The organism is Deinococcus koreensis (genome assembly GCF_002901445.1).
GTDB lineage: Bacteria > Deinococcota > Deinococci > Deinococcales > Deinococcaceae > Deinococcus > Deinococcus koreensis.
Genome location: NZ_PPPD01000001.1, coordinates 554,884 through 577,133 on the forward strand (window position 1 = coordinate 554,884; position 22,250 = coordinate 577,133).

Here is a 22,250-nt window from a genome sequence, read left to right on the forward strand (position 1 = left end):
CGCGCCCGCCCTCAGGCCGGGGCCGGGCGCGGGCGGGCCGGCAGGTTGATCAGCGCCAGCCCCGAGAGCACCACCGCCACGCCCAGCAGCGACCACAGGCCCAAGCTCTCGCCGGCCAGCGCGCCCCAGCCCAGGCCCCAGACCGGCAGCGCGTAGGTCACGGCCGTGACCTGGGTGGGCGAGACCCGCGCCAGCAGGCCGTAATACAGCAGGTAGGCCAGCCCGGAGCCGACCACGCCCAGGAAGATCACCGAGCCCCAGGCGCGGGCGTCCGGGGCGGCCGGCTGGGCGCCCAGCAGCGCGAGCGGCAGCAGCAGCGCGCTGCTCAGGGCCAGTTGCGTGGTCGCCAGCCCCACCGGGTTCAGGCCGGAGAGCGTGCGCTTGGCGATGGTCGTGGCGACCGCGTAGCCCAGGCTCGCCAACGCCAGGATCAGCACGCCGAAGGGCGTGGCGTGGCCGCCGCCCAGCCCGCCCGAGACCGTCAGGGCCACGCCGCCCAGGCCGAGCATCACACCCGCCATCTGCGCCCCGCGCAGCCCGCGCTCGCGCAGGCCCAGGCCGATCAGCAGGGCGAACAGCGGGGTGGTCGCGTTGATGATCGCGGCGATGTTCGAGCTGACCGTCTGCTCGCCCCAGGCGAAGAACGTCCAGGGAATGACATTGTTGAACAGGGCCACCAGCAGCAGCGGCCGCCACAGCCTCAGCGGTGGCAACGTGTGGCGGCCCAGGCGCAGCGCCAAGAGCAGCACCAGCGCCCCGAAGAAGGAGCGCAGCAGCGCCACCCAGAGCGGCGGGAACGCCTCGCCGCTCCATTTGATCAGCAGGAACGACACGCCCCAGAAGGCCGAGAGCAGGAACATCTCCGAGAGGTCGCGGCGGGTCACCGGGGCTCCTGCACGGGCCGCAGGCGGCTCTGTTCCTCGCTCAGCGACGGCCAGCACTCGTCCTGGATGGCAGCGTCCACCCAGTTCTCCTTGCCGCTCCAGCGCTCGATGTGCAGCGAATAGACGCTCGTGCGGGCCAGATCGCTATCGAGGATCGGGCGGGTCTCGCGGCCGATGGTCAGATCCGGGAACACGCGCTCGGAGAGGATGGTCATGGCCTCCCGCTTCTCCTCCAGGGCGGTCAGGAGGCGGGCGCGGCCGAACACGATCACGGAGCGGTACTGCACGCTCAGCTCCAGCGGCGAGGTGCTGGGCAGCAGCGAACCGATCTCGGAGACCTCGAAGGTGGCCGGGTGCCCCTGGCCGGTGTTGGCCCACAGCCGCCCGACGACGTTGGTGTGGTACACGAGGTCGCGCCTCTCGGGGCGGTACGCGAAGGCCAGCGGCGTGATGAAGGGGACGGGCGTACCGTCCTCGCCCTGCCAGACGGTCGCCACACGGCCCAGGGGCACGCGCAGCAGCAAGGCCTCGATCCAGGCGTCGTCCCGGCGGTTCTGCGGCCGGCGGCTGAGGGAAGGGTCGCGCACGGCGGGGTCGTAGGGATTCATCATGCGTTCACTCCGTTTTCCGTCCAGAGGCCGTCTGTCCAGCGGTACTCCATCTGCCGCGCGGTGCGCTCGGCCAGATCACGCGAATGCAGGCGCTCCACCAGATGCAGGGTCATGTCGATGCCCGCGCTGATGCCCCCGGAGGTCACGACCGCGCCCCCGTCCACCCAGGAGACGCCGGGCACGACCTCCAGCGCCGGGAACTGCCGGGCCAGCTCGTCCTGATCCTCCCAGTGGGTGGTCGCGCGCCCCGTGGTCAGCACGCCGGCCCAGGCCAGCACGAAGGCCCCCGTGCAGACCGACGCCGTGAGTTCCGCCTCCGTCGAGCGCGCCCGCACCCACTCCAGCAGCGCCGGGTCGCTCCGCAGGCCGTCCACCACGCCGCCCGGCACCAGCAGCACGTCCAGCGGCGGGTGGTCGTCCAGCGTGCAGTCCGGCAGCACGCGCAGGCCACCGCGCGCCGTCACCGGGGTCAGGTCGTGGGCGATCAGCACGGGCCGGAAGGGTGGAGACTCGCCGCTGCGCCCGGCCAGCCGGGAGGCCACGCTCAAGACCTCGAAGGGGCCGCCCAGGTCGAGCACCTCCACGCCGCCGAAGACCAGCAGACCGACCGTGCGGGTCATCCCTGCCCCGCGAGTCTCTTCTGAAAATGGTGCGCCACGATGTTCATGCCGTGCTTGAGGTACTGCCGGTGCGCCGTGTGCCTGGCCTCGCCCACGCCGGAGTCGAGGTGCAGCCCACGGCAGTCCAGACGCAGGGCCTCGGCGTCCAGCCAGCTCAGCAGCGCCCCGGCGTGGCCGCGCCCACGGGCGTCTGGCAGGGTCGAGAGGTCATCCACGTACAGCATGGGGCCGTCCCAGAGCGTGGTCATGCTCCGGAACCCGGCGACGGCGGCCGCTTCCAGCCGACCGGGCTCGAACGCCCCGACGAGGCGGTAGCCCTCGGCCCCGGCCAGCCGGAGGTGAGCCTGCAGGGCCTCCACGCTGACCAGTGCCGGCGACGCCGGGCGCAATTCGCGCAGGGCCGGCAATGCCAGCGCCGCCTCGGGCGGGAGGATCGGGCGCAGGGTGCGGAGGTCGGTCATGGCCCTACACTACGGCCATGGTGGCCCCCCGCACAGCTCCGGTTTGGCCCACAACGAGCAGTCCACTGGCGAGGGTGGCCGATCTCCCCTTCGCGTTGAGCCTGCAGCGGAACGCAGGGGAGCCGCTGCACGCGCAACTGGCCGCGCAGGTGCGCGGCGCCGTGCTCGCGGGCACCCTGCCGGGCGGCGCGGCCCTGCCCGGCACGCGCACGCTGGCCGCCGCGCTGGGCGTGACGCGCGGCGTGGTGGCCGACGCCTACGCGACCCTGATCGCGGACGGCACGCTGGAGGCGGCGGTGGGCCGGGGCACGCGGGTGCCGCCGGGCGCCGCCCGCGACGCCCCGCCGGAGACCGACGCCGCGCCCGGCTGGCTCCCGCCCGTGCCTCCGCTGCCTATCGACGGCCCCGTTCCAGCCACGGGCCTGCACTTCCAGGCCGGCGTCACCGGCACCGCCACGCTGGACGCCCGCGCCTGGCGACAGGCCTGGGCGGCGGCGGCCCGCGCCCCGGTGGGCGGCGACTATGCCGATCCGGCCGGCGAAAGCGAGCTGCGCGCCGCACTGGCAGCCTTCGTGGGGCGGCAGCGCGGGCTGGGTGCCGGGGCCGCCCAGGTGGTCGTCACGGCGGGCACGCTGCACGCCCTGAACCTGATCGTGCGCGCGCTGCTGCCGCCCGCCTCGGCCGTGCTGGTCGAAAATCCCGGCTACCGTGCCGCGCGCCAGGTGCTGCTGGACGCCGGGCATACCGCCGTGCCGGTGCCGGTCGATGGGGACGGCCTGGTGGTCGGCCCCGACACGCCCCCCGCCCGGCTGGCCTTCGTGACGCCCAGCCACCAGTTCCCGCTGGGCGGGCGCATGAGCCTGCCCCGCCGCCTCGCGCTGCTGGCCTGGGCACAGCGCCACGACGCCCTCATCGTGGAAGACGATTACGACGGTGAATTCCGCTACGACGCGCCGCCGCTGCCCACCCTGGCGAGTCTGGCGGCGCAGACCGGCGCGGCGGGCCGGGTGATCTACCTGGGCACGCTCAGCAAGGTGCTGACCCCGGCCCTACGAACCGGCTTCCTGGTGGCCTCGCCCGCACTGCTGCCGGCGCTGGTGCGGGCGCGCACGCTGCTGGATTTCGGCCACGCCCTGCCGGTGCAGCGCGCCCTGTCCTGGCTGCTGCTGGGCGGACATCTGGATCGCCATATGCGCCGGGCGCGGCGCTGGCACGCCGGGGTCCTGGGGGCGCTGAGCCGGGAGCTGGCCCCCCTGGCTCCGCAGGCCACGCTGGGCGGCATCCAGGCCGGCCTGCACGTCTGCCTGCACCTGGCGCCGGGGCTGGACGCGCGGGAGGTGACAGCCGCGCTGGCCCGGCGCGGTGTGTTCGTCTCCACCCTGGAGAGCTACACCTTCGCCGGCCCGGTGCCCAACGCCCTGCTGCTGGGCTTCGGCGGCCTGAACGTGGAGACCGCCCGAAGGGGTGCGCGCGAGATCGTGGGTGTGGTTCGGGCGCTCAGCGGCTCTGACAATGGTGCGGACAGTATTGACTAAGTGCCCTTTCAAATGCGATGAACACGAGCTTTTTGGCTCCTCCCCTCTTGTGGGGGAGGCTGGGACTCGGAGAGCTGCGGAGCAGAGGGGGGGAACGGAGATGACGTCCCAGACAGCACTAACGGAGTTGTTCTGCGATAGCGTTATGAAACTGTCCGCACCATTGCTCTGAAGGGAGCTGACTCTGCTCAGGCCTCGTCGGGCATGTGGCGCTCGGCGGGCACGCTCAGGTGGGACTTGTCCACCGATTCGGTGGCCGGAGACAACTCCGGCGACTCCTGCGAGAGCTTCCTCATCTCCTCGTCGGCCGCTCTGGAGACGTCCGGCGTCCACTCCCCGCGCTTGGTACGATTGTCGGAGCCTTTCGGATCGGGGGTGGAGGAGGTTTTCTTCATACCCCAGTCAAGCGCGGGGAACTGGCCAACGGACAAGAACCCGGCCTCCAGATGCGGAGCAAGGGTTCATGTCGGGCCGATCGGGGTTCTCGAAGTCCAGTCGGAAAAAAATGGGGACGCCCGCGAGCGTCCCACTTTCGTCTTAACTTTCCCCTATCTTCTACCTTTCACCAGCCAGGCGTGTTCCTCGATGCCCGCCGACTGGTTGGCGGCGCGGGCCATCACGAACAGCAGATCCGAGAGGCGGTTCAGGTAGACCTGTACCTGCGCGTTGGCGTCCTCCTCGTGCAGCAGGCGGATCACCTCGCGCTCGGCGCGGCGGGCCACCGTGCGGGCCACGTGCAGGGCGGCGGCGGCGGGCGTCCCGCCCGGATGCACGAAGCCCGTGAACGGCGGCGCGGCTTCCTGGTACCGGTCGATCATGGCCTCGACGAAGGCCACGTCCTGCTCGTCCATCCGGACGATCCTGGTCTCGTAGATGGTGCCGGGGCGGGTGGCGAGATCGGCGCCCACGTCGAACAGCGCGTTCTGCAGGTACTCCAGATCGGTGTCCAGCGCGGGGTCCGGCTTGTGGCTGCGCGTGTTGTGCGCCCGCGCCAGCCCGATGGCCGAGTTGAGTTCGTCCACGGTGCCGTAGGCTTCCACGCGGATGTTCGCCTTGCTCACGCGGTCGGCCCCGTAGAGTCCGGTGGTGCCGCCGTCGCCGGTTTTGGTGTAGAGCTTCATATGGACAGCCTAGAGCAGAGAGCGGAGGGCAGAGAGCAACATCTTTCGCCCTCTGCCCTCCGCTCTCTGCCCCCGGCGCCCTACCGTCCCGTTTCCTCCGTCAGCGCCCGCAGCGTGCTCGCCAGATCGGGGCGCAGGTCGGCGGCCGAGTAGCGCCAGGTCCAGTTGTGGTCGCCGGTGGTGCCGGGCAGGTTCATGCGGGCCTCGGTGCCCAGGTTGAAGATGTCCTGCAGCGGCACCACCGCCAGGTTCGCGCGGCTCTCGAAGGCGATGCGCGTGAGCTGGGGCGCGAACGTCTCCTCGCTGGGGTCGGAAGATGTGTACACGCGGAAGTTGTGCTTCTCCTGCTCCTCGGCGTGAACCCACCAGCCGCGCGTGGTGTCGTTGTCGTGGGTGCCGGTGTACACCACCTGGTTCTCGCGCAGGTTGTGGGGCAGAAAGTCGTTCACCGAGAAGTCGCCGCCGCCGAAGGCGAACTGCAGGACGGCCATGCCCGGAAATTCGAAGTCGTCGCGCAGCTTCTCCACGTCCGGGGTGATCACGCCCAGATCCTCGGCGATGATCGGCAGCACGCCCAGGGCCTCCCGTACGGCCTCGAACATGGCGTGGCCGGGGGCGGGCACCCAGCGCCCGTGGATGGCGGTCTCGGCCGGAAAGGGAATTTCCCAGGACGCCGCGAAGCCCCGGAAGTGGTCGATCCGGATGAGGTCGTAGAGCTTCAGGCTGCCCTTAAAGCGCTCGATCCACCAGGCGTAGCCGTCCTTCGCCATCTCGTCCCAGTGGTAGAGCGGATTGCCCCAGAGCTGGCCGGTTTCACTGAAATAGTCCGGCGGCACGCCCGCGACCACGGTGGGCTGGCCCTGGTCGTCGAAGTAGAACTGGCTGCGGCCCACCCAGGCGTCGCTGGAATCCATCGCCACGAAGATGGGAATGTCCCCGATGATCTGGATGCCGCGTTCCTGCGCGTAGGCCCGCACCGCGTCCCACTGCCGGAAGAACAGGAACTGGATGAACTGCACGCGCTCGATGGCCGGGGCCAGCGACTCGCGGGCGGCGGCCAGGGCCTGCGGCTGCCGGTCGCGCACGGGGGCCTCCCAGGCGTTCCAGGGCAACCCCCCGTGCGAGCCCTTGAGGGCCGTAAACAGGGCGTAATCGTCCAGCCAGGCGGCCTCGGCCTGCCTGAAGGCGTCGAAGTCGGCCCGCAGGGCAGGCACCTCGCCGGCCGCGAAATGGGCGTAGGCACGGGCCAGCATCTGGTTGCGCCAGACATACTGCAGGCCGAAATCGACCTTGGTGGGATGGAAGGCGGGCAGGCCCTGGAAATCCGTGTCCTGCAGCAGGCCCTCGGCCTTCAAGGTGGCGAGGTCGATCAGGTAGGGGTTGCCGGCGAAGGCGGAGAAGGCCTGGTACGGGCTGTCGCCGTAGCCGGTGGGGCCCAGGGGCATCACCTGCCAGTACTTCTGACCGGCGCTGTGCAGCCAGTCGACAAAGGTGCGGGCCTGAGCACCCAGTTCCCCGATGCCGTAGGGGCCGGGGAGGCTGGTGGGGTGCAGCAGTACGCCGCTGGAACGCTGGATCGTCATGGAAAACCTCCGGAAGAGTGGGGCGGGGAGTCTGGGTGGAAGGGTTTCCAGATGGCTCAGAGAATAATGCAAAGCTCGCCGCGCCGGCCCCCGCCTTCGGCCCCGGGCCGGAGGGCGGCGAGAATCAGAGGCTTGTGAGAAGCCCCGTGCTACCACGGAGGACGTGCGCCGTCTCCTGCTCTCCTCCCTGACCCTCCTGAGCCTCGGGGCATCGACCACGGCGCTCGCCGTCCCCACCGGGCCACCCGGCGCCCCGCCCTCCGCCGTGACGGGGGCGGACAGCGAGGTGCTGGCGGCCCTGCACCTGTACGTGGCCAGCTTCCAGCCGGTCGGCGGTGAGACGTCGCTGCTGGCCTACGCGCGGCGCGAGGCGCTGGACTGGACGGCCGTTCAGAACCTGTGGGCCAGCCAGTTCAGCGGCGGGGCGGGCCGTTTCCTGGAATGGCGCGGCCACAGCCAGACGCCGGGCGGCAGCGTGTTCACGACCCTGCGGGCGGCCCTGTACGGCACGCCGGGCAGCGGGCTGCTGGTCGTGAACCGCGAGTGGTGCAGCGCCGGAAGCTGCCAGGCCCGCACCGCCTTCGCCTGGCAGGACGCCGGCGGCCTGCGCGCAGTCAGGGACAGCACCGTCATCCCCCTGATCCGCGACGCCGATTTCTACCCCGGCGACGTCCCCGAGTGCCTGCAGGGCGTGGTGCTGAATGTGAGCTATGTGCCGTCCTGGCAGGGGCAGACCCTCTCGGCCACGGCGGTGCTTCCCCGCGCTAGTGCCCAGCGCTGCGCCGCGACCGGCGTCTCGCCAGAGGCGGTCACCCGGCCCCTGCGGCTGAACTGGACGGCCAGCGTGGGCAAGTTCCGCCGGGGCTGGTGAGGGGCCGGCCGCTCAGCGCGAGGCGATCTTGACCCGTTTTTCGAGCTGATCGGTGAACAGGGTCATGACCGTCGTGAGCGCGAGGTACACGACCGCCACGGTGGTCAGCACCGGGATGGGCTGGAAGCTCTCCGAACTCACCCGCGAGCCCGCCAGGGTCAGTTCGAGCAGGGCGATGCTGGACGCCAGCGAGGAGTCCTTGAGCAGCGCTACGAGGTTGTTCACCAGCGGCGGCACCACGATCCTGAGCGCCTGGGGCAGCACTACCGTATTCATGGTCTGGGCGCCGCTCAGGCCCAGGCTGCGGGCCGCTTCGGTCTGCCCGCGCGGAATCGCCAGGATGCCGGCGCGGATCACCTCCGCGTTGTAGGCGCCCACGTTCAGGGCCAGCGCGATCACCGCCGACCAGAACTCGTTGAGCTGCACGCCTATCCCGATGGATTGCAGGAGGGGCGGCAGGGCGTTGTACACGAACAGGATCTGCACGAGCAGCGGCGTGCCGCGCACCAGCCACACGAAGAAGTTGGCCGGCGCGCGCACCCACGCGCTGGCACTCGTCTTCTGGATTCCGGTGAGCATGCCCACCACCAGCCCGATCAGGCCACTGACCACCGTGAGCTGCAGGGTCATGCGCGCGCCCTCCACGAACAGGTCAGCGCGGGGGCCGATGGGGTCGGGCATCTGGCGCAGGATCACGGTGATCAGGAAGAACAGCGCCAGGAAGGCCAGCACCGCTCCACCGATCCAGAGCAGCAGCGAGCCGCCGCCCAGGGGCTGGGCGCGGGGGGATCTGGCCGTCATACGCCCGTCCTGGCAGGCCGGGAGACGCGCTGCGGAGCGAACCGGAACAGTGTGCAAGAGGACATTTCAGGGATCATCGCACAGAGGCCGGGGGTGGAGAAGAGGTCGGAGGGTTCGGGTCGACAACAACCTCACACGCGCCACCTCCGAATGAATCCAAAACGGCCCCACCCGTCAAGGAGTGTGAGGCCCAACCCCCCACCGCTCTCCCGTCCTCATCAGGACACAGCAAGCCGGGCGGCGCCCATCCAGACGCCGCCCGGCCCACTCCTGCGTCCTCAGCCCCGGCAGCGCACGTCCTGGCCGAAGTACTTGCCGCTCAGCTTGGCGTATGAACCGTCGCTGAGGCTCTTGGTCAGGGCCGAGTTCAGCTCCTTGAGCAGCCCGGTGTTGCCCTTCTTGACCGCCATGCCGATGCGCTCGTTGAACAGCAGCGCGCCCTGCATGACCTTGCCCTTCTGGGCCTTGACCAGATCGAGACCGGTGAACTTGTCGCCCACCCAGGCGTCGACCCGGCCCGCCATCAGCGCGGCCTGGGCGTCGGTGTCCTTGGGGAAGGTCTTGACCTCACCCACGCCGGAGACCTTCTGCACGTTCTCCAGATAGGTGGTGCCGACCTGTACGGCGACCTTCTTGCCGGCCAGCGCGGCGGCGGTCATGGGGCCGCCCGGCTTGGCGACGATGGCGCCGCCCGTGCAGTAGTGCGGGCTGGCGAAATCCACCGCTTTGGCGCGCTCGGGCGTGATGCCGTGGGAGGCGATCACGAAGTCGTAGCGATCCTGGTTCAGGCCGATCAGCAGGTTGTCGAAGGGCTGGGTCACCCACTGCACCTTGAGGCCCAGCTGCCGGGCCAGCCCCTCGGCCAGCTCGACCTCGAAGCCGGTCAGCTCCTTGCCCTTCAGGATGTTGAAGGGCGGGAAGGCGCCCTCGGTGGCGATCCGAACGGTGCCGGACTTCTTGATGTCGTCCCAGGAACGCGCCTGGGCGGTCGTGGCGAGCAGGGCGAGGGCGGTCAGGGTCAGCAGGGCTCGTTTCATGGGGCTCCTTGAGAACAGGTTCAGGCACGGAGACCTGGGATGTGGATGTGGGCGAGTCTAGCGGGCAGACCGGGCCGGGTAAAGGCCCAGCCCGCAGTGGCCCGTCTGGCACAGCAAAAACCGCCGCCCCCAGCCTCTGGGAGCGGCGGCCCTAAAGGGCGCTTCAGTCGGCGCTGACGGCGCCAGCGGCGTACTCGTAGCCCAGGCCGGGCGTGTCGGCCTGACCACGGGTGCCGGCGGGCGTGCCCCGGTCGATGGCGGCCTCGGTGGCCGGATCGAAGGCGTGCAATCTGGTCTGGTCGAGCAGGATGTCGATATCGTCGCCGGGCTGTACGAGGGCCTGACCCTCCACCTTCACGGTCATGTCCTGGCCCGCCACGTTGATGATCAGATCCGTCTGGGCGCCCAGCGGCTCGACGACCACGACCTTGCCGCGCAGCTGGTTGACGCCGTGGGGCAGGTCGGAGATGCCGGGCAGGCCGACGTGCTCGGGGCGCACGCCCATCACGACGTCCTTGCCCTCGTAGGCCTTCAGGCTCTGGGCGAGGCGGCCCATGGGCGCGACCTGCCCGTCGCCGATCACGAAGTTGCCGTTCTGCACGCGGGCGGTCAGCAGGTTCATGGACGGGCTGCCGATGAAGCCGGCCACGAACTTGTTCTGCGGGAAGTCGTAGAGGTTCATGGGCGTGTCGACCTGCATGATCACGCCGTCGCGCATCACCACGATGCGGTTGCCCAGCGTCATGGCCTCCACCTGGTCGTGGGTCACGTAGACGATGGTGGCGCCCAGGCGGCGGTGCAGCTGGCTGATCTGCGAGCGCATCTCGACGCGCAGCTTGGCGTCCAGGTTGGAGAGCGGCTCGTCCATCAGGAACACTTTCGGCTCGCGCACGATGGCGCGGCCCATCGCCACGCGCTGGCGCTGACCGCCCGAGAGTTCCTTGGGCTTGCGGCCCAGCAGATGCTCGATCTGCAGGATCTTGGCGGCGTCACGCACGCGGCGGTCGATGTCTTCCTTGGGGGTCTTGCGGAGCTTCAGGCCGAAGGCCATGTTCTCGTACACGTTCATGTGCGGGTAGAGCGCGTAGTTCTGGAAGACCATGGCGATGTCGCGGTCTTTGGGCGGCACGTCGTTGACCACCCGGTCGCCGATCTTCAGGATGCCGTCACTGATGTCCTCCAGGCCGGCGATCATGCGCAGCGTGGTGGACTTGCCACAGCCGGACGGCCCGACGAACACCATCAGTTCCCGGTCCATGATGTGCAGGTTGAAATCCTTGACCGCGTGGTGCTTGGTGCCGTAGCGCTTGTTGATGTGCTCCAGGACGACTTCTGCCATGCTCAGTCCCTACCTTTCGCCCCTACTCTTGCCCGTGAATGTGCGCCACCGGGGTGGACGCTGCTTCGGGCAACCGGGGTACGTGAACGAGAAACCCGGGGTGTACGCTGACGCCTTGCTGACAAGCGGCAGTGTACCACCCGGCGTTCGGGCATGAATTAGGACACGGAACCGGGGCCGGCGGGCGGCCCTCAGTACGCGGTGCCGGACTTGGTGACCATCAGCTTGAGTTCGTGCGGGCTGGTGGCGGCCGAGAGGGCCTCGTCCATGGTGATCAGGTGGTTGCGGTAGAGCTGCACCAGATGCTGGTCGAAGGTGTGCATCCCGCGGATGTTGTCCTCGATCAGCGCGTCCTTGATCAGGGGGGTCTTTTCCTCGTCCTTGATGTATTCCTGCACCAGCGGGGTGTTCAGCATGACTTCCAGCGCCAGCACGCGCCCCACGCCGTCCGATCTCTTGAGCAGCCGCTGGCTCACGATGCCCACCAGCGACTCGGAGAGCTGGATGCGGATCTGGTCGCGTTCGTAGGGCGCGAAGAAGTCGATGATGCGGTTGACCGAGCGCACGGCGTCCTGGGTGTGCAGCGTGGAGAGCACGAGGTGGCCGGTCTGCGCGGCCGAGAGCGCGGCCTCCACGGTGTCCTTGTCGCGCATCTCGCCGATCATGATGACGTCCGGATCCTGGCGCATGGCGTACTTCAGGGCCGAGCGGAAATCGCGGGTATCGCTGCCGATCTCGCGCTGCACCACGATGCTCTTCTTGTTCTTGTGCAGGATCTCGATGGGATCCTCGACCGTGACCACGTTGTAGGCGAAGGTGCGGTTGATGTGGTCGATCAGCGAGGCCAGCGTGGTGCTCTTGCCGCTGCCGGTGGGGCCGGTGACCAGGATCAGCCCGCGCGGGGCGTCGGCCAGACTGCGCATCAGGTCGGAGGGCAACCCCAGCGACTCGAAGCCCGGAATGGCGTCCGAAACGATCCGCATGACGATGCCGATGGCGCCGCGCTGGCGGAACACGTTGCAGCGGAAGCGGCCCAGCCCGGAGACCGAGTAGGCGACGTCCAGCTCGTGGCGGTATTCGAAGTCCTCCCACTGCTCGGCGGGCATCAGCGCCTGCGCGAGCATCTGGGTGTCGGGGGGCATCAGGGCCTGGGTGCCGAAGGGCACGAGCTGGCCGTCCACCCGGCCCATCGGCGGGCTGCCGGCCTGCAGGTGCACGTCCGAGGCGCGGCGGGTGACCATCTCGCGCAGCAGTTCGTCCAGGGTCACGCCGGGCCTCCGGCGCCGGCAGGGGCCGAGTCGTGGGCCGGCGCGTCGAGGGGGAGGGCGTCCAGAGGCAGGTTATCGATCAGGCGCACGCCGAACATCCGGGCAGCCACGAGCACGCGGGTCATGGGATCATTGTCCACACGCGCTCTTTCCAAGCTGTCACGGCCCTGCATGTCGCGGCCCACGATCTCCAGATACTCCACCTGCGCTTCAGGCTCCTGCGCGAGCACGTCCAGCCCCGCCTGACGCAGGGCCCGGGTGCGGCGCTCGCCCCCGGCGTAGGCCGCCTGAACGGCCCGGAGTGCGCGGATCAGCACCACCGCGCGCTCCCGCTGCCCGGCGCTGAGGTATGAGTTGCGGCTGCTCATCGCCAGTCCGGACGCCTCGCGCACAGTCGGCACGCCCACGACCTCCGAAACCACGTTCAGGTCGGTCACCATACGGCGCAGCACCGCCAGCTGCTGCCAGTCCTTCTCACCCAGGAACACCCGATCCGGGCGCACCAGATTGAGCAGCTTGAGCACCACGGTCGCCACGCCCACGAAATGGCCGGGCCGCGCGGCGCCGTCCAGCGGCTCGCTGACGCCCGAGACGACCACGCGGGTGTCGAAGCCCGGCGGATACATGGTCTCCACGTCCGGAAAGAACACGGCGTCCACACCGGCCTCGGCGGCCACGCGCAGGTCGCGTTCCAGGTCGCGCGGATAGCGGGCCAGATCCTCCCTGGGGCCGAACTGCAGCGGGTTGACGAAGATGCTGAGCACCACCGTGTCGCAGCCCTGCCGCGCCTGCCGGATCAGGGTGGCGTGGCCCTCGTGCAGGTAGCCCATGGTGGGCACGAATCCGACGACTCCTCGGCCCTGCAGGGCGGCGCGCAGCTGGGCCGGATCACGGTAGACGGCGGGGGTGGTCAGGGGCAGGGTCATGCGGGGCCGCTCAGTCCCGCGTGCCGTCGAGGCCCAGCGCGCCGACGATGGCGTCCAGCACCCAGGAGATGACCGTCAGGATCAGCGCGCCGATGATGGCCGCCCCGAAGCCGCTGACGTTCAGGCTGGTCACCGCCGCCACGAGATACAGCACCACGCCGTTGACGACCAGGGTGAACAGGCCCAGCGTGAGCAGGTTGATGGGCAGCGAGAGCAGCAGCAGCACCGGGCGAACCAGCGCGTTCACGATCCCCATGACGAACGCCGCGATCAGGATGCCGACCAGATCGGCACCCGGCGCGAAACTGACGCCGACGTACACCCGCGTGAGCAGATACAGGGCCAGGGCATTGACCAGCAGTCGGATGATGAATCCCATGGCGACAGGATACGGGATGGCACCCAGGGAAAGGCCGCTGTAAGACAGGGCCAGTCAGCATCGACCCACCATGAAACCGGTCATCCTGTGGGCTCCCTTCCTTCTGCTTGTTGCCTGCGCGCCAGCGACGACGACCACCTCCACCCTGCTGCCAGTCCAGCCCGGTCAGACCTGGCGTATCGAGGCGCAACCGTCCAGCGGCGGGACACCAGCGGCGATCAAGGTCGGTTCGATCGAGTCCGGGACAGGCGACCTGTCCTCCATGCGCTACAGCCCCAGCTTCGACGCGCTGTTCGCCCTCGCGTTCGATGAAACGGCCCCAGGCGCCCTGTCCTACAACACCCAGAACAGCGAACTCCGCTTTCTCTGGAGGATGGGGAATCCATCGTCGCTCTACACCTGCAAGATCACTCGGCCCGATGTGGCGGCCCGTCGATGGGCAGGCGAACTGCGGTTGGCGGGCGAGCCTGCCGGATCCTGTACAGCCACACTCCAATAACGACCTGACCTGGAGAGGGCCCCTGCAGGCTCTCTGGGCGCGCCTACAGCCCGAAGCGCCGGTAGATATCGTCCACGTGCCGGAGATACCACTGCAGGTCGAAGGCGGCGTCCAGATGCGCGTCGTCCAGGGGGTTTTCCGGATCGGCCCGCAGCAGGTCGCGCAGGCCCTCGCCGGTCTCCCAGGACTTCAGGGCGCTCCGCTGCACCAGGGCGTAGGCGGCCTCGCGGCTCATCCCCTGCTCGTCGATCAGGGCGTGCAGCACGCGCTGGCTGAAGACCAGACCACCCAGGTCGTTCAGGTTCCTGAGCATCCGCTCCGGGAACACGACCAGATCACGCAGGACGCCGGTCAGGCGGCGGGTGGCGTAGGAGGCGGCGCTCGTGGCGTCGGGCAGGATCACGCGCTCGGCGCTGGAATGGGAGATGTCGCGCTCGTGCCACAGCGCCACGTTCTCCAGGCCGGTGGTCAGGAAGCCGCGCAGCAGCCGCGCGAAACCGGTCACGTTCTCGGTCAGGATCGGATTCTTCTTGTGCGGCATGGACGAACTGCCGGTCTGCCCTATGCTGAAGGGCTCCATCGCCTCGCGCACCTCGCTTCGCTGCAGGTGGCGGATCTCCACCGAGATGCGCTCCAGGGTGGTGCCCAGGATCGCCAGGGCACTCAGCACCTCGGCGTGGCGGTCACGGGCCAGGGTCTGGTTGGTCACGGGCGCGGCCTGCCAGCCCCACATCTGCGCGACCTCCTCCTCCACCTGCGGGGACACGTGGGCGTAGGTGCCCACGGAGCCGGAGAGCATCACGACCTGCATCCGCTTTCTGGCCGCACCCAGGCGCTCCAGATCCCGGTCGAGGGTCGCCATCCAGTTCAGGAACTTCAGGCCGAAGGTCATGGGCTCGGCGTGGATGCCGTGGGTGCGGCCCACCGTGGGGGTGTGCCTGTAGGCCACCGCCTGCACGCGGCAGACCTCGCGCAGCGCCCGGACGTCGGTCAGGATCAGGCCCAGCGCCTCGTCGAGCAGCAGGTTCTGGGCGGTGTCCACCACGTCGGTACTGGTCAGGCCGTGGTGGATGAACCGGGCTTCGTCGCCGTAGCGCTCGCTGAGCGCCCGCGTGAAGGCCACGATGTCGTGGCGGGTCACGGCCTCGATCTCGGCGACCCGGGCGGCGAAGGCCTCGTCCAGCGGATCGGCCTGGCTCTTTCCGACCAGCACGGTGTGGGCGTCTCTGGGCACCTCGCCGTGATTGGCCTGGGCGTCCATGGCGGCCAGTTCCACCTTCAGCCAGGCGCGGTACTTGCCCGCCTCGCTCCACAGGGCCTTCATCTCGGGGGTCAGGTAGCGGTCAATCACGCCCGGAGCGTAGCACCCCCCCCGGCGGCCCCCCCTGGCCGTGGGTAGGCAGCGCGGTTCCTGCACAGACCGCGCCCGGCCCCCCCCTGCATACTCGGCCCAGACCCCCGGAGGTATCCATGAATGTCCGCGCCCTTGCCGTCCTCAGCGTGCTGAGCCTGCCCCTCGCCGCCGCCCAGACGGCGCCCCCGGTGCCCGCCACGCCCCCGGCCCCCACGGCCCCCGCCCCCACCCCGCTCCCCGGCCACGTGCCGGCCGGACTGACGACCACCTGGACGGCGTTCCTGGCGGGCGGCGGCACGGCCGAACTGCTGGGCGCGGACGGCAGCGTCATCGGCTCCGTGAATGCCGACGGAACCGTGACCCTGAGTGGCACGCTGACCCTGAGCGACGTGAAGGCCGTGCGCGTGACCCCGCCCACCGGCCAGGGCGACGCCACGACCTTCGCCCTCACGCGTGACCTCTCCAGGCCCGGCGCCATCAAGCTGGCCTGGACGGGGCCGAACGGCAAGCTGCAGTCGCTGCCCCTGCCCGCCCTGCTGCACCGTCAGGCCGACGGGAAAGCAGCGGACAAGCCCAGGGAGGAGGCCACCGCCCCCGCCGAGACGGAGGATCGGGACAAAGCTGCAGGTGGCAAAAAAGCCGGGGAGGCCCCGAAGGAGCCCCCCGCCCAGGGCAAAGGGAAAGGCAAGAAGTAGGTCGCCGTCACCCCAGGGCGCGGCCCACACCACGGTGGCCGCGCCCTCCCCTGTTCCCGCCCTTCCTCATGGCTCACAGCTCATAGCTCATGACTCAGCGCTCATACCTCAGCGCTCACCCCTCACACCCGCTCGACCGGCACCTCCAGCTCTTCCTGCGTGCCGACGACGGGCACGTGGCGGGTGGTGAGCAGGTCGCCGGGGCTGATCCGGCCGTCGCCGCTGAAATCCACGTGGGCGCGGATGGCGCACTGCCGGCCGCCCAGGTCGGGGACGTGGGACAGCGTGAACTCCACCCGGCCCCCCGCGAGCGCCACGTCCCGCAGGTCGGCCTGGGCCAGCAGCGGGGCGGGGGCGTCCTGCAGCCCCACGTCGCGCAGCTCGACGAGCACCCGTGCGGCGCGCTCCGGCACCGCTCCCTCCACAGGCCCCCCCGCCGGCCCGTCAGGCAGGCGCAGGTGGCCGCGCAGGGTGCTCATCCGGCTGCGCTCATACGCCGACCGGCTCCCGCACGCCGCGGTCGGCCATCGCGCACAGCTGATCGGCGACCGCCTGGCTGATGGGCAGGCCCGTGCGCTCCTCGACGAACATCCACTGTCCGGCGGGGTTCACCTCCAGGAACAGGTAGTCGCCGTCCGGGGTGCGCCGCATGTCGATGGCGCCGTAGACCAGCCCGAGCCGGCGCTGCAGGGCCAGCAGCTGGGCCTCCAGGCGGGCCGGCAGCTCCACCGGCCGGACTTTCGCCTCACCGATCACCATCCGCATGTCCACCGGGTACGAGGTGTCCTGGGCGTCCAGCTCGGCGGTGTAGAAGCGCTCCCCCACGTGGATGATCCGCAGATCGACGCCGGGCACGTACTCCTGGAAGATCACCGGGGCCAGCCGCACCGAGTCCAGGTGCGCCAGGTCGCTCTCCTCGACCAGCCTGGTCTCCCGCCACGCCTCCAGCATGGCGATGAAGGCCTTGAAGACCACCTTCCCCACGCCGATCTCAGCGATGAACGCGCGGGCGTCGTCGGGGCGGCTGGTGACCAGGGTGCGCGGCAGCTGCAGCCCTACCTGCCGGGCCACCGCCCACTGCAGCGGCTTGTGGTGGGCGGCGCTGTCGGCCTCGCGGGGGTTCATCCACGGGCAGCTCAGCGCGTCCAGCATCCCGCTGACCGCCTCGTTGGTCTCGCTCATGGCGAAGGCCATGGCGTCTGGATCACTCATCAGGGGGTCGAGGGTATGCGCCCGCACCCGGCGCCACCACGCGGCCCGCGCCCCGGCCAGATCGACCGTGCCGCCGGGCGTCTGGATGAGGTAGCGCTCGGGCGCCCCGACGTCCCAGGAGCAGCTCAGGCCGGAGGCGGCGGGAAAGTCGGCCAGGTCGATCCGCACCACGTCGCGCCCGGCCCGCTGCAGCCGGCCCACCACGTCGTCGGTGTGTTCCTCGCCGGGATAGGAGATGACCAGGATCACGCGTCCGGCCCCCCTCAACCCTGTCCGAGGGCCTGCACGGTCTGCACGGCGGCCTCGTAGGCTTCCAGCACCTGCGCGTAGTGCGCCTCGGCCTCGGCCAGCGCGGTTTCCAGTTCCTGCAGCTGGGCCACCGCCTGATCGTAGTCGCCCAGCATCCCGGCCTCGTCGTAGCCCTGGCCCGGGTAGCCCTGGGTGGCGTAGCCCTGGGAGTCGTACCCGGGGACGCGGCTGGGCGTGGCGAGCACGAAGGGGGTCAGGCCGGCGCCGTACTCACCCGCCCCGAAGTCCTGACCGGGGCGCGGCAGGAAGGGGCCGGGCAGGTCGCCGGCGGGGCCTTTGGGCAGCCCGTCGAAGATCGGATCCTTGCGGACTTCCTTGATCGTGTCGCGGATCGGGTCCTTGCGGATCTCCTTGATGGTGTCGCGCACCGGATCTTTGCGGATGTCCTTGATCCCGTCCTTGCGCAGATCCTTGATGGTGTCCTTGATCCCCTCCTTGCGGATGTCCTTGATGGGGTCTTTCACGCCGTCCTTGCGGATCTCCTTGATGGGATCCTTGACGGCCTCCTTGCGGATGTCCTTGATGGGGTCCTTGCGGATTTCCTTGATGGTGCCCAGGCCCGGATACATGGCCCGCACCCCCGCGATGTCGCCCGCCGAGAGCCCGCTGCGCTGGCCCATCACCACCCCGGCCGGCAGCGGCATGCGCGGCACGATGGTCGGCTGCCCGTTGACCGAGAAGGCGTTGGGCGGGTAGTGCATGATCGAACCGTAGTCGTAGGCGCCCAGGTCGTCGCCGTCCTGGATGTGCTGGGTGAAGTTGTGCTGGGTGGGCGGGTCGATGTTGGCCCAGCGGATCTCGATGAAGGTGTCCCTGTCCTGGCGGCTCTGTTCGTGCCACAGGCCCACGGTATGCCCGATCTCGTGGATGGCGTTGCCGGCCGAGCAGCCGTTCCCCAGCGTGATGTCCTGGCGGCCGCCCCGCATCCCCACCATCGAGGAGCAGCCGCCGCCGCCCACGAAACGTACCCAGTTGGCGTGGGCCGCCGTGCGCGGCACGAAGCGGATCGGCGTGTGGGCGTGCCAGTGCGCTATGGCGTCCGTCACGCGCTGCTGGTTGGGCATGGCGGCGTCGATCTCGAAGGGGATCTGCCCGCCCGGCCAGCGGAACTGCTGCCCGGTGATGCCGATGGACTGCAGCGCGGCGCCGGCCCCCTCACCACCCCCGTCGCCCTGGGCGCCCGCGAGTTCCTCGGCGCTGCCCAGGATGATGTCGCCCTCGAAGATCGCCAGGCCGTCCACCTCGGCGTAGGGCAGGCCCACTTGCGCGAGCTTCGGCCCGCTGACGAGCGCGGTGCCCGCGAGTGGCCCGCTGCGGAATTCGCCGCGCGTCTCGCCGCCGGACGGGGTGGAATCGTTGCTGGCGCGGCTGGCGGGGGTGGTCTTGCGTTTGGGATTGGTCATGTGACTGTCCTCCTGGGTAACCGTCCTCCTGGGACGACGGGGCTGGCCCACGCCAGCCCCGGTCCGGGGTCGGCGCAGCACCGGGTGGTGACCACAGCGGCGGCGGCAGGTCGCGGCGGCCCGTGGTCAGACGGACGTGGCCCGGCTGCAGGCGTGTCTCAGCTCCAGATTCGGTTCAGCAGATTCGGTTCAGCGGCCGAGATGCCTCAGCTGGAGCTACGGCTCCGCAACCAGGGCGGCGACAGGTTCGCCCTGTCCCCGCTCAGGCGGGCAGCGGGCCGGGTGGCCCCCACGGGCAAAGGTTCTTCCGGGGACGGACGACGACGGGCACGCTCATACCGGGCTGGCTGACAACGGGCTGTCTGACAACAGGCACTCTCAAGATGCTTCCCCCCTTCAGGTGCGGGCGTCCTCCAGGCCCCCCCGGGCCGCGCCGCACCTTGACCCGATCATCCCCTCCGGGCGTGATCAGGCCATGACCGACCCGGGGGCCAGTACAGGGGCCAGTGCAGGCCCGGTGGGCAGACCCCGTTCGCACACTCAGTTGGTCTTCAGACCCCGCACCTCGTCCAGCTTCCGCACGCCCACCCAGACGACCCTGTTGGTAGGCACGCCGAGGGCGCCGCCCGGCAGGTGGGCATTCCAGCGGGTGTTGCGCGGGACGACGTCCGGCAGGCCCAGCGCTCGCTGCAGGGCGTTCTGGTAGGTGGCGCAGTCGTAGGCGCGGTCTTCGCCGTTCAGCAGATAGGGCGCGCCGCGCAGCCGCTCGACCTGGGCGTCCAGGGCCGCGAGCTGACCCTCGCGCACCCCCACGTCCAGCACGAAGATCACGTCGCGGTCGAGCAGGCTCGTCAGGGGCCGGAGGCGAGCGCCGATGCCCAGGGCGCCGGTTTCCTCGCTCAGCAGCGCCGGCCCCACCTTGCGCGTGACATGGGTACACAGGCCCCACACGGCGCTGGGCTGCTGGCAGGCGACGATCACGCTGCCCAGCGGGGCCAGTTCCAGGGCCTCGGGCAGCGGGCGCAGCAGGCTGCGGGGCACCTCGCCGCGCTCCAGCAGATCGGCGGGCTGCCAGGGGCGCTGATCCGGGAGGGCCTGCAGGTTCAGGTGGCGGGGGCCGGGCAGGGCGGCGGGCGTACAGGCACACAGGCTCAGGCCGAGCAGCATCAGGGCGGGGCGCACAGCCCACAGTCTGCACATAAACTGGCCGGGTGAACATGGGCGGCGCGGGCGCGCTGGGGGGGGTGGGGGCATGCTGTTGGGTCTGCTGATCCTGGTGCTGCTGAGCGTGAACCTGGGCGGGATCTTCAGCCTGAGCATGCAGTTCGGCCGGGGCGAGTGGCTGGGCGGCCTGGGCTCGCTGGTCTTCCTGGCCGGGCTGGACGTGCTGGGCTTCTGGCTCCTGCGGGGTCTGCGCTCGGGCGAGTGAGCCCCCGCGGCCCCGGCGTTGGTGGGCCCGCATCCCGTGCGCCCAGGCGCCACGCGGCACAATCGACGCGTGCCGCCCGCCGCCCATCCCTTCCGCGCCTACTCCCCCGCCGACCACGGGTTTCCGCTGCCCGAAGGCCACCGCTTCCCGTACTACAAGTATGCCGGGGTGCGTGAGCGCCTGCGCCCGCTGCTGCCGGTGCTGGACACGCCCGCGCTGCCCTGGGCCGAGGCCGCCCGCACTCACGACCCGCACTGGCTGAGGCGCTGGCGCCGGGGCGAGGTCGGGCGTGCCGAGGAACGCGCCTTCGGCCTGCCCTGGTCGGCGGGAGTGGTGGAGCGGGCGCGCCGCGCGGCGGGCGGCTCGCTGGCGGCCCTGCACGACGCCCTGCGGGTGGGCTGGGGCGCCAATCTGGCGGGCGGCACCCACCACGCCTTCCGCGAGCGCGCCGAGGGGTTCTGCCTGATCAACGACGCGGCGCTGCTCACGCGCGTGGCGCTGGAGGACGGGCTGGCGCGGCGGGTGGCGATCATCGACCTCGACGTCCACCAGGGCAACGGCACGGCGGCGCTGCTGGGGGCCGAGGCGCGGGCCTATACCCTGAGCATCCACGGCGAGCGCAACTACCCCTTCCGCAAGGAGCTCAGTTCCCTGGATCTCGGCCTGGGCGACGGCGTGACGGACGCCCAGTACCTGGCGGTGCTGCGCGCGCAGGCGCTGCCGGCCCTGGACGCCTTCCGGCCCGATCTGCTGCTCTACCTCGCGGGGGTGGACGTGCTGGCGGGCGACCGCTTCGGCCGCTTCGCGCTCACGCTGGACGGCGTGCGCGAGCGGAACCGGGCAGTGCTCGGCTGGGCCCGCGCGGCCGGGGTGCCCGTGGTCACCATGATGGCCGGCGGCTACAACCACGACCACGCCCTGACCGTGGAGGCCCACGCCAGCGTGGTGCTGGACGGGCTGGACGTGCTCTCCGGGGGCTGACCTGGGCGAGCGGCTATCCCGCCCTGGCCGGGGCGGTTTCACCTAGCGGAACCCCACGGGCGAGTGGGCTGGATCGGACGGGCCGACAGGCTGCTGCTGAGGCGGCACCTCCCGCCGTCCGGTCTTCAGACGGGTTCATGACCGTCCTGATGGGGCCAACCGCCCCGGCCTTAGGCCGACGTTCAGACTTGCTCTCATGGTTTGACCTGGGTTGTACAAACCTTATACAGTCTGGGAACCAATGAGGTGACCGAACGTGACAGGTGCGGCCTCACAGGAGTGGATATGACGTATACCAGCCCTACCGCCCCGTCCTACCCCCACCACCCGGAGTTCACCACCCGCACCGTCCGCAGGGGCCAGACCCTGTACTACGCCGGAGATTCCGCGCCCAGCCTGTACCGCCTGGAAAGCGGCCTGATGCGCGCCGTCCGGCTGACCCCCCAGGGCCGCAACCTGACCGTGCGCCATATCCGTCCCGGCGACATTTTCGGTGAAGAGACCCTGCACGGCCAGGCCCGCGCCCATCAGGTGGTCGCCCTGACCGACGCCGTGCTGACCCCGATCCACCCGCAGCACCTGGGGCCGGCCGAGGTCTGGGATCTGACCCGCAGCCTCTCGGCCCAGCTCCAGCGCATGATGACCGACGGCGTGCACATCCAGGACGGCGACCTGCGCGAACGGATCGCAAGGTACCTGCTGAACCTGGCCGATTCCACCCTGGGCGGCCAGCACGCCGACGGGGTGCGCTACGTCCGCGCCACCCACGAACTGATCGCCGAGGGCACCGGCGCCACCCGCGAGAGCGTGAGCAAACTGATCGGGGAGATGCGCGACGACGGCCTGCTGACCCCCGCCTACCGCTGCCTGACCCTGACCGACGAAGACCGCCTGAGGATGCTCAGCGGCTACCACGGGTAAAAAGGGTCGAA

The 22,250-nt window shown here is 70.2% G+C and carries 25 protein-coding genes; 7 read left to right on the top strand and 18 right to left on the bottom strand.

Annotated elements, in window-relative coordinates; all coding sequences use genetic code 11:
* Positions 1–11: 11 nt before the first annotated feature.
* The 4 genes from CVO96_RS02575 to CVO96_RS02590 are packed head-to-tail and all read right to left on the bottom strand — an operon-like array spanning position 12 to position 2,576.
* On the bottom strand, positions 12–884 hold the full coding sequence (locus CVO96_RS02575) for a DMT family transporter (protein WP_103309995.1): 873 nt from the start codon (positions 882–884) through the stop codon (positions 12–14).
* A complete protein-coding gene (locus CVO96_RS02580; RefSeq protein ID WP_103309998.1) occupies positions 881–1,495 on the bottom strand; it encodes a pyridoxamine 5'-phosphate oxidase family protein in 615 nt (204 codons plus the stop codon). Before CVO96_RS02580 ends, CVO96_RS02575 begins: the two co-directional genes overlap by 4 nt.
* A complete protein-coding gene (locus tag CVO96_RS02585; RefSeq protein WP_103310001.1) occupies positions 1,492–2,115 on the bottom strand; it encodes a DJ-1/PfpI family protein in 624 nt (207 codons plus the stop codon). The genes CVO96_RS02580 and CVO96_RS02585 overlap by 4 nt, the downstream gene beginning before the upstream one ends.
* The gene (locus tag CVO96_RS02590; protein WP_103310004.1) at positions 2,112–2,576 is read right to left on the bottom strand and encodes a GNAT family N-acetyltransferase; all 465 of its coding nucleotides are present in this window, start codon (positions 2,574–2,576) and stop codon (positions 2,112–2,114) included. The genes CVO96_RS02585 and CVO96_RS02590 overlap by 4 nt, the downstream gene beginning before the upstream one ends.
* 74 nt (positions 2,577–2,650) lie before the next feature.
* Between CVO96_RS02590 and pdxR the strand changes: the two genes are divergently transcribed.
* Complete coding sequence (gene pdxR / locus CVO96_RS02595; protein ID WP_243398134.1) at positions 2,651–4,111, top strand: MocR-like pyridoxine biosynthesis transcription factor PdxR; 1,461 nt, start codon at positions 2,651–2,653, stop codon at positions 4,109–4,111.
* A 188-nt stretch (positions 4,112–4,299) separates the two neighbouring features.
* Here pdxR and CVO96_RS02600 read toward each other — a convergent pair whose 3' ends face one another.
* The 3 genes from CVO96_RS02600 to malQ all read right to left on the bottom strand — a co-directional run bounded on the left by CVO96_RS02600 (position 4,300) and on the right by malQ (position 6,815).
* On the bottom strand, positions 4,300–4,506 hold the full coding sequence (locus CVO96_RS02600) for a hypothetical protein (protein WP_133161729.1): 207 nt from the start codon (positions 4,504–4,506) through the stop codon (positions 4,300–4,302).
* Positions 4,507–4,659: 153 nt separating this feature from the next.
* Positions 4,660–5,232 carry a cob(I)yrinic acid a,c-diamide adenosyltransferase gene (locus CVO96_RS02605; RefSeq protein ID WP_103310012.1) on the bottom strand — a complete coding sequence of 191 codons (573 nt, stop codon included), beginning with the start codon at positions 5,230–5,232 and terminating at the stop codon, positions 4,660–4,662.
* Between the two features lie 80 nt (positions 5,233–5,312).
* Entirely contained in the window at positions 5,313–6,815 is a 1,503-nt protein-coding gene (gene malQ / locus CVO96_RS02610; protein WP_103310015.1) for a 4-alpha-glucanotransferase, read from the bottom strand.
* 163 nt (positions 6,816–6,978) lie between these two features.
* Between malQ and CVO96_RS02615 the strand changes: the two genes are divergently transcribed.
* The gene (locus tag CVO96_RS02615) at positions 6,979–7,686 is read left to right on the top strand and encodes a hypothetical protein (RefSeq protein ID WP_103310018.1); all 708 of its coding nucleotides are present in this window, start codon (positions 6,979–6,981) and stop codon (positions 7,684–7,686) included.
* 12 nt (positions 7,687–7,698) lie between these two features.
* On the opposite strand, the gene CVO96_RS02620 is transcribed toward CVO96_RS02615, so the two are convergent.
* The 6 genes from CVO96_RS02620 to CVO96_RS02645 form a co-directional block, all read right to left on the bottom strand.
* A complete protein-coding gene (locus tag CVO96_RS02620) occupies positions 7,699–8,487 on the bottom strand; it encodes an amino acid ABC transporter permease (protein ID WP_103310021.1) in 789 nt (262 codons plus the stop codon).
* Positions 8,488–8,765: 278 nt separating this feature from the next.
* Positions 8,766–9,524, bottom strand: coding sequence for an ABC transporter substrate-binding protein (locus CVO96_RS02625; protein WP_103310023.1), 759 nt, complete (start codon positions 9,522–9,524; stop codon positions 8,766–8,768).
* A gap of 163 nt (positions 9,525–9,687) precedes the next feature.
* Positions 9,688–10,863, bottom strand: coding sequence for an ABC transporter ATP-binding protein (locus CVO96_RS02630; RefSeq protein WP_103310026.1), 1,176 nt, complete (start codon positions 10,861–10,863; stop codon positions 9,688–9,690).
* Positions 10,864–11,054: 191 nt separating this feature from the next.
* The gene (locus tag CVO96_RS02635; RefSeq protein WP_103310028.1) at positions 11,055–12,131 is read right to left on the bottom strand and encodes a type IV pilus twitching motility protein PilT; all 1,077 of its coding nucleotides are present in this window, start codon (positions 12,129–12,131) and stop codon (positions 11,055–11,057) included.
* Entirely contained in the window at positions 12,128–13,057 is a 930-nt protein-coding gene (gene panC, locus CVO96_RS02640; RefSeq protein ID WP_103310030.1) for a pantoate--beta-alanine ligase, read from the bottom strand. Before panC ends, CVO96_RS02635 begins: the two co-directional genes overlap by 4 nt.
* Positions 13,058–13,067: 10 nt before the next feature.
* Positions 13,068–13,436: a phage holin family protein gene (locus CVO96_RS02645; RefSeq protein WP_103310032.1), complete on the bottom strand. Its 369-nt coding sequence runs from the start codon at positions 13,434–13,436 to the stop codon at positions 13,068–13,070.
* Between the two features lie 70 nt (positions 13,437–13,506).
* On the opposite strand from CVO96_RS02645, the gene CVO96_RS02650 reads away from it, so the two are divergent.
* Entirely contained in the window at positions 13,507–13,935 is a 429-nt protein-coding gene (locus CVO96_RS02650; protein WP_103310034.1) for a hypothetical protein, read from the top strand.
* A gap of 43 nt (positions 13,936–13,978) precedes the next feature.
* Here CVO96_RS02650 and purB read toward each other — a convergent pair whose 3' ends face one another.
* Positions 13,979–15,286, bottom strand: coding sequence for an adenylosuccinate lyase (gene purB, locus CVO96_RS02655; protein ID WP_103310036.1), 1,308 nt, complete (start codon positions 15,284–15,286; stop codon positions 13,979–13,981).
* Positions 15,287–15,405: 119 nt separating this feature from the next.
* Between purB and CVO96_RS02660 the strand changes: the two genes are divergently transcribed.
* Positions 15,406–15,984 carry a hypothetical protein gene (locus CVO96_RS02660; RefSeq protein WP_103310038.1) on the top strand — a complete coding sequence of 193 codons (579 nt, stop codon included), beginning with the start codon at positions 15,406–15,408 and terminating at the stop codon, positions 15,982–15,984.
* A gap of 122 nt (positions 15,985–16,106) precedes the next feature.
* On the opposite strand, the gene CVO96_RS02665 is transcribed toward CVO96_RS02660, so the two are convergent.
* From CVO96_RS02665 to CVO96_RS02680, 4 genes are all read right to left on the bottom strand, one after another.
* Positions 16,107–16,463: a hypothetical protein gene (locus CVO96_RS02665; protein WP_103310041.1), complete on the bottom strand. Its 357-nt coding sequence runs from the start codon at positions 16,461–16,463 to the stop codon at positions 16,107–16,109.
* 10 nt (positions 16,464–16,473) lie between these two features.
* A complete protein-coding gene (locus CVO96_RS02670; protein WP_103310043.1) occupies positions 16,474–17,445 on the bottom strand; it encodes an MvdC/MvdD family ATP grasp protein in 972 nt (323 codons plus the stop codon).
* A 14-nt stretch (positions 17,446–17,459) separates the two neighbouring features.
* Complete coding sequence (locus CVO96_RS02675; protein WP_103310046.1) at positions 17,460–18,908, bottom strand: M12 family metallopeptidase; 1,449 nt, start codon at positions 18,906–18,908, stop codon at positions 17,460–17,462.
* Between the two features lie 540 nt (positions 18,909–19,448).
* The gene (locus CVO96_RS02680; RefSeq protein WP_103310048.1) at positions 19,449–20,090 is read right to left on the bottom strand and encodes a hypothetical protein; all 642 of its coding nucleotides are present in this window, start codon (positions 20,088–20,090) and stop codon (positions 19,449–19,451) included.
* Positions 20,091–20,160: 70 nt separating this feature from the next.
* On the opposite strand from CVO96_RS02680, the gene CVO96_RS20970 reads away from it, so the two are divergent.
* The 3 genes from CVO96_RS20970 (at position 20,161) to CVO96_RS02690 (ending at position 22,239) form a co-directional block, all read left to right on the top strand.
* Positions 20,161–20,337 carry a hypothetical protein gene (locus CVO96_RS20970; protein WP_165795180.1) on the top strand — a complete coding sequence of 59 codons (177 nt, stop codon included), beginning with the start codon at positions 20,161–20,163 and terminating at the stop codon, positions 20,335–20,337.
* Between the two features lie 69 nt (positions 20,338–20,406).
* Complete coding sequence (locus CVO96_RS02685) at positions 20,407–21,318, top strand: histone deacetylase family protein (protein ID WP_103310050.1); 912 nt, start codon at positions 20,407–20,409, stop codon at positions 21,316–21,318.
* Between the two features lie 285 nt (positions 21,319–21,603).
* Positions 21,604–22,239, top strand: coding sequence for a Crp/Fnr family transcriptional regulator (locus CVO96_RS02690; RefSeq protein ID WP_103310052.1), 636 nt, complete (start codon positions 21,604–21,606; stop codon positions 22,237–22,239).
* Positions 22,240–22,250 lie beyond the last annotated feature (11 nt).

Coding starts and splice junctions, on each gene's coding strand:
- CVO96_RS02580 (WP_103309998.1), bottom strand. CDS start 1,495: ATGATGAATCCCTACGACCCCGCCGTGCGCGACCCTTCCCTCAGCCGC.
- CVO96_RS02585 (WP_103310001.1), bottom strand. CDS start 2,115: ATGACCCGCACGGTCGGTCTGCTGGTCTTCGGCGGCGTGGAGGTGCTC.
- CVO96_RS02590 (WP_103310004.1), bottom strand. CDS start 2,576: ATGACCGACCTCCGCACCCTGCGCCCGATCCTCCCGCCCGAGGCGGCG.
- CVO96_RS02600 (WP_133161729.1), bottom strand. CDS start 4,506: ATGAAGAAAACCTCCTCCACCCCCGATCCGAAAGGCTCCGACAATCGT.
- CVO96_RS02605 (WP_103310012.1), bottom strand. CDS start 5,232: ATGAAGCTCTACACCAAAACCGGCGACGGCGGCACCACCGGACTCTAC.
- malQ (WP_103310015.1), bottom strand. CDS start 6,815: ATGACGATCCAGCGTTCCAGCGGCGTACTGCTGCACCCCACCAGCCTC.
- CVO96_RS02620 (WP_103310021.1), bottom strand. CDS start 8,487: ATGACGGCCAGATCCCCCCGCGCCCAGCCCCTGGGCGGCGGCTCGCTG.
- CVO96_RS02625 (WP_103310023.1), bottom strand. CDS start 9,524: ATGAAACGAGCCCTGCTGACCCTGACCGCCCTCGCCCTGCTCGCCACG.
- CVO96_RS02630 (WP_103310026.1), bottom strand. CDS start 10,863: ATGGCAGAAGTCGTCCTGGAGCACATCAACAAGCGCTACGGCACCAAG.
- panC (WP_103310030.1), bottom strand. CDS start 13,057: ATGACCCTGCCCCTGACCACCCCCGCCGTCTACCGTGATCCGGCCCAG.
- CVO96_RS02645 (WP_103310032.1), bottom strand. CDS start 13,436: ATGGGATTCATCATCCGACTGCTGGTCAATGCCCTGGCCCTGTATCTG.
- CVO96_RS02650 (WP_103310034.1), top strand. CDS start 13,507: ATGAAACCGGTCATCCTGTGGGCTCCCTTCCTTCTGCTTGTTGCCTGC.
- CVO96_RS02660 (WP_103310038.1), top strand. CDS start 15,406: ATGAATGTCCGCGCCCTTGCCGTCCTCAGCGTGCTGAGCCTGCCCCTC.
- CVO96_RS02665 (WP_103310041.1), bottom strand. CDS start 16,463: ATGAGCACCCTGCGCGGCCACCTGCGCCTGCCTGACGGGCCGGCGGGG.
- CVO96_RS02675 (WP_103310046.1), bottom strand. CDS start 18,908: ATGACCAATCCCAAACGCAAGACCACCCCCGCCAGCCGCGCCAGCAAC.
- CVO96_RS20970 (WP_165795180.1), top strand. CDS start 20,161: ATGCTGTTGGGTCTGCTGATCCTGGTGCTGCTGAGCGTGAACCTGGGC.
- CVO96_RS02690 (WP_103310052.1), top strand. CDS start 21,604: ATGACGTATACCAGCCCTACCGCCCCGTCCTACCCCCACCACCCGGAG.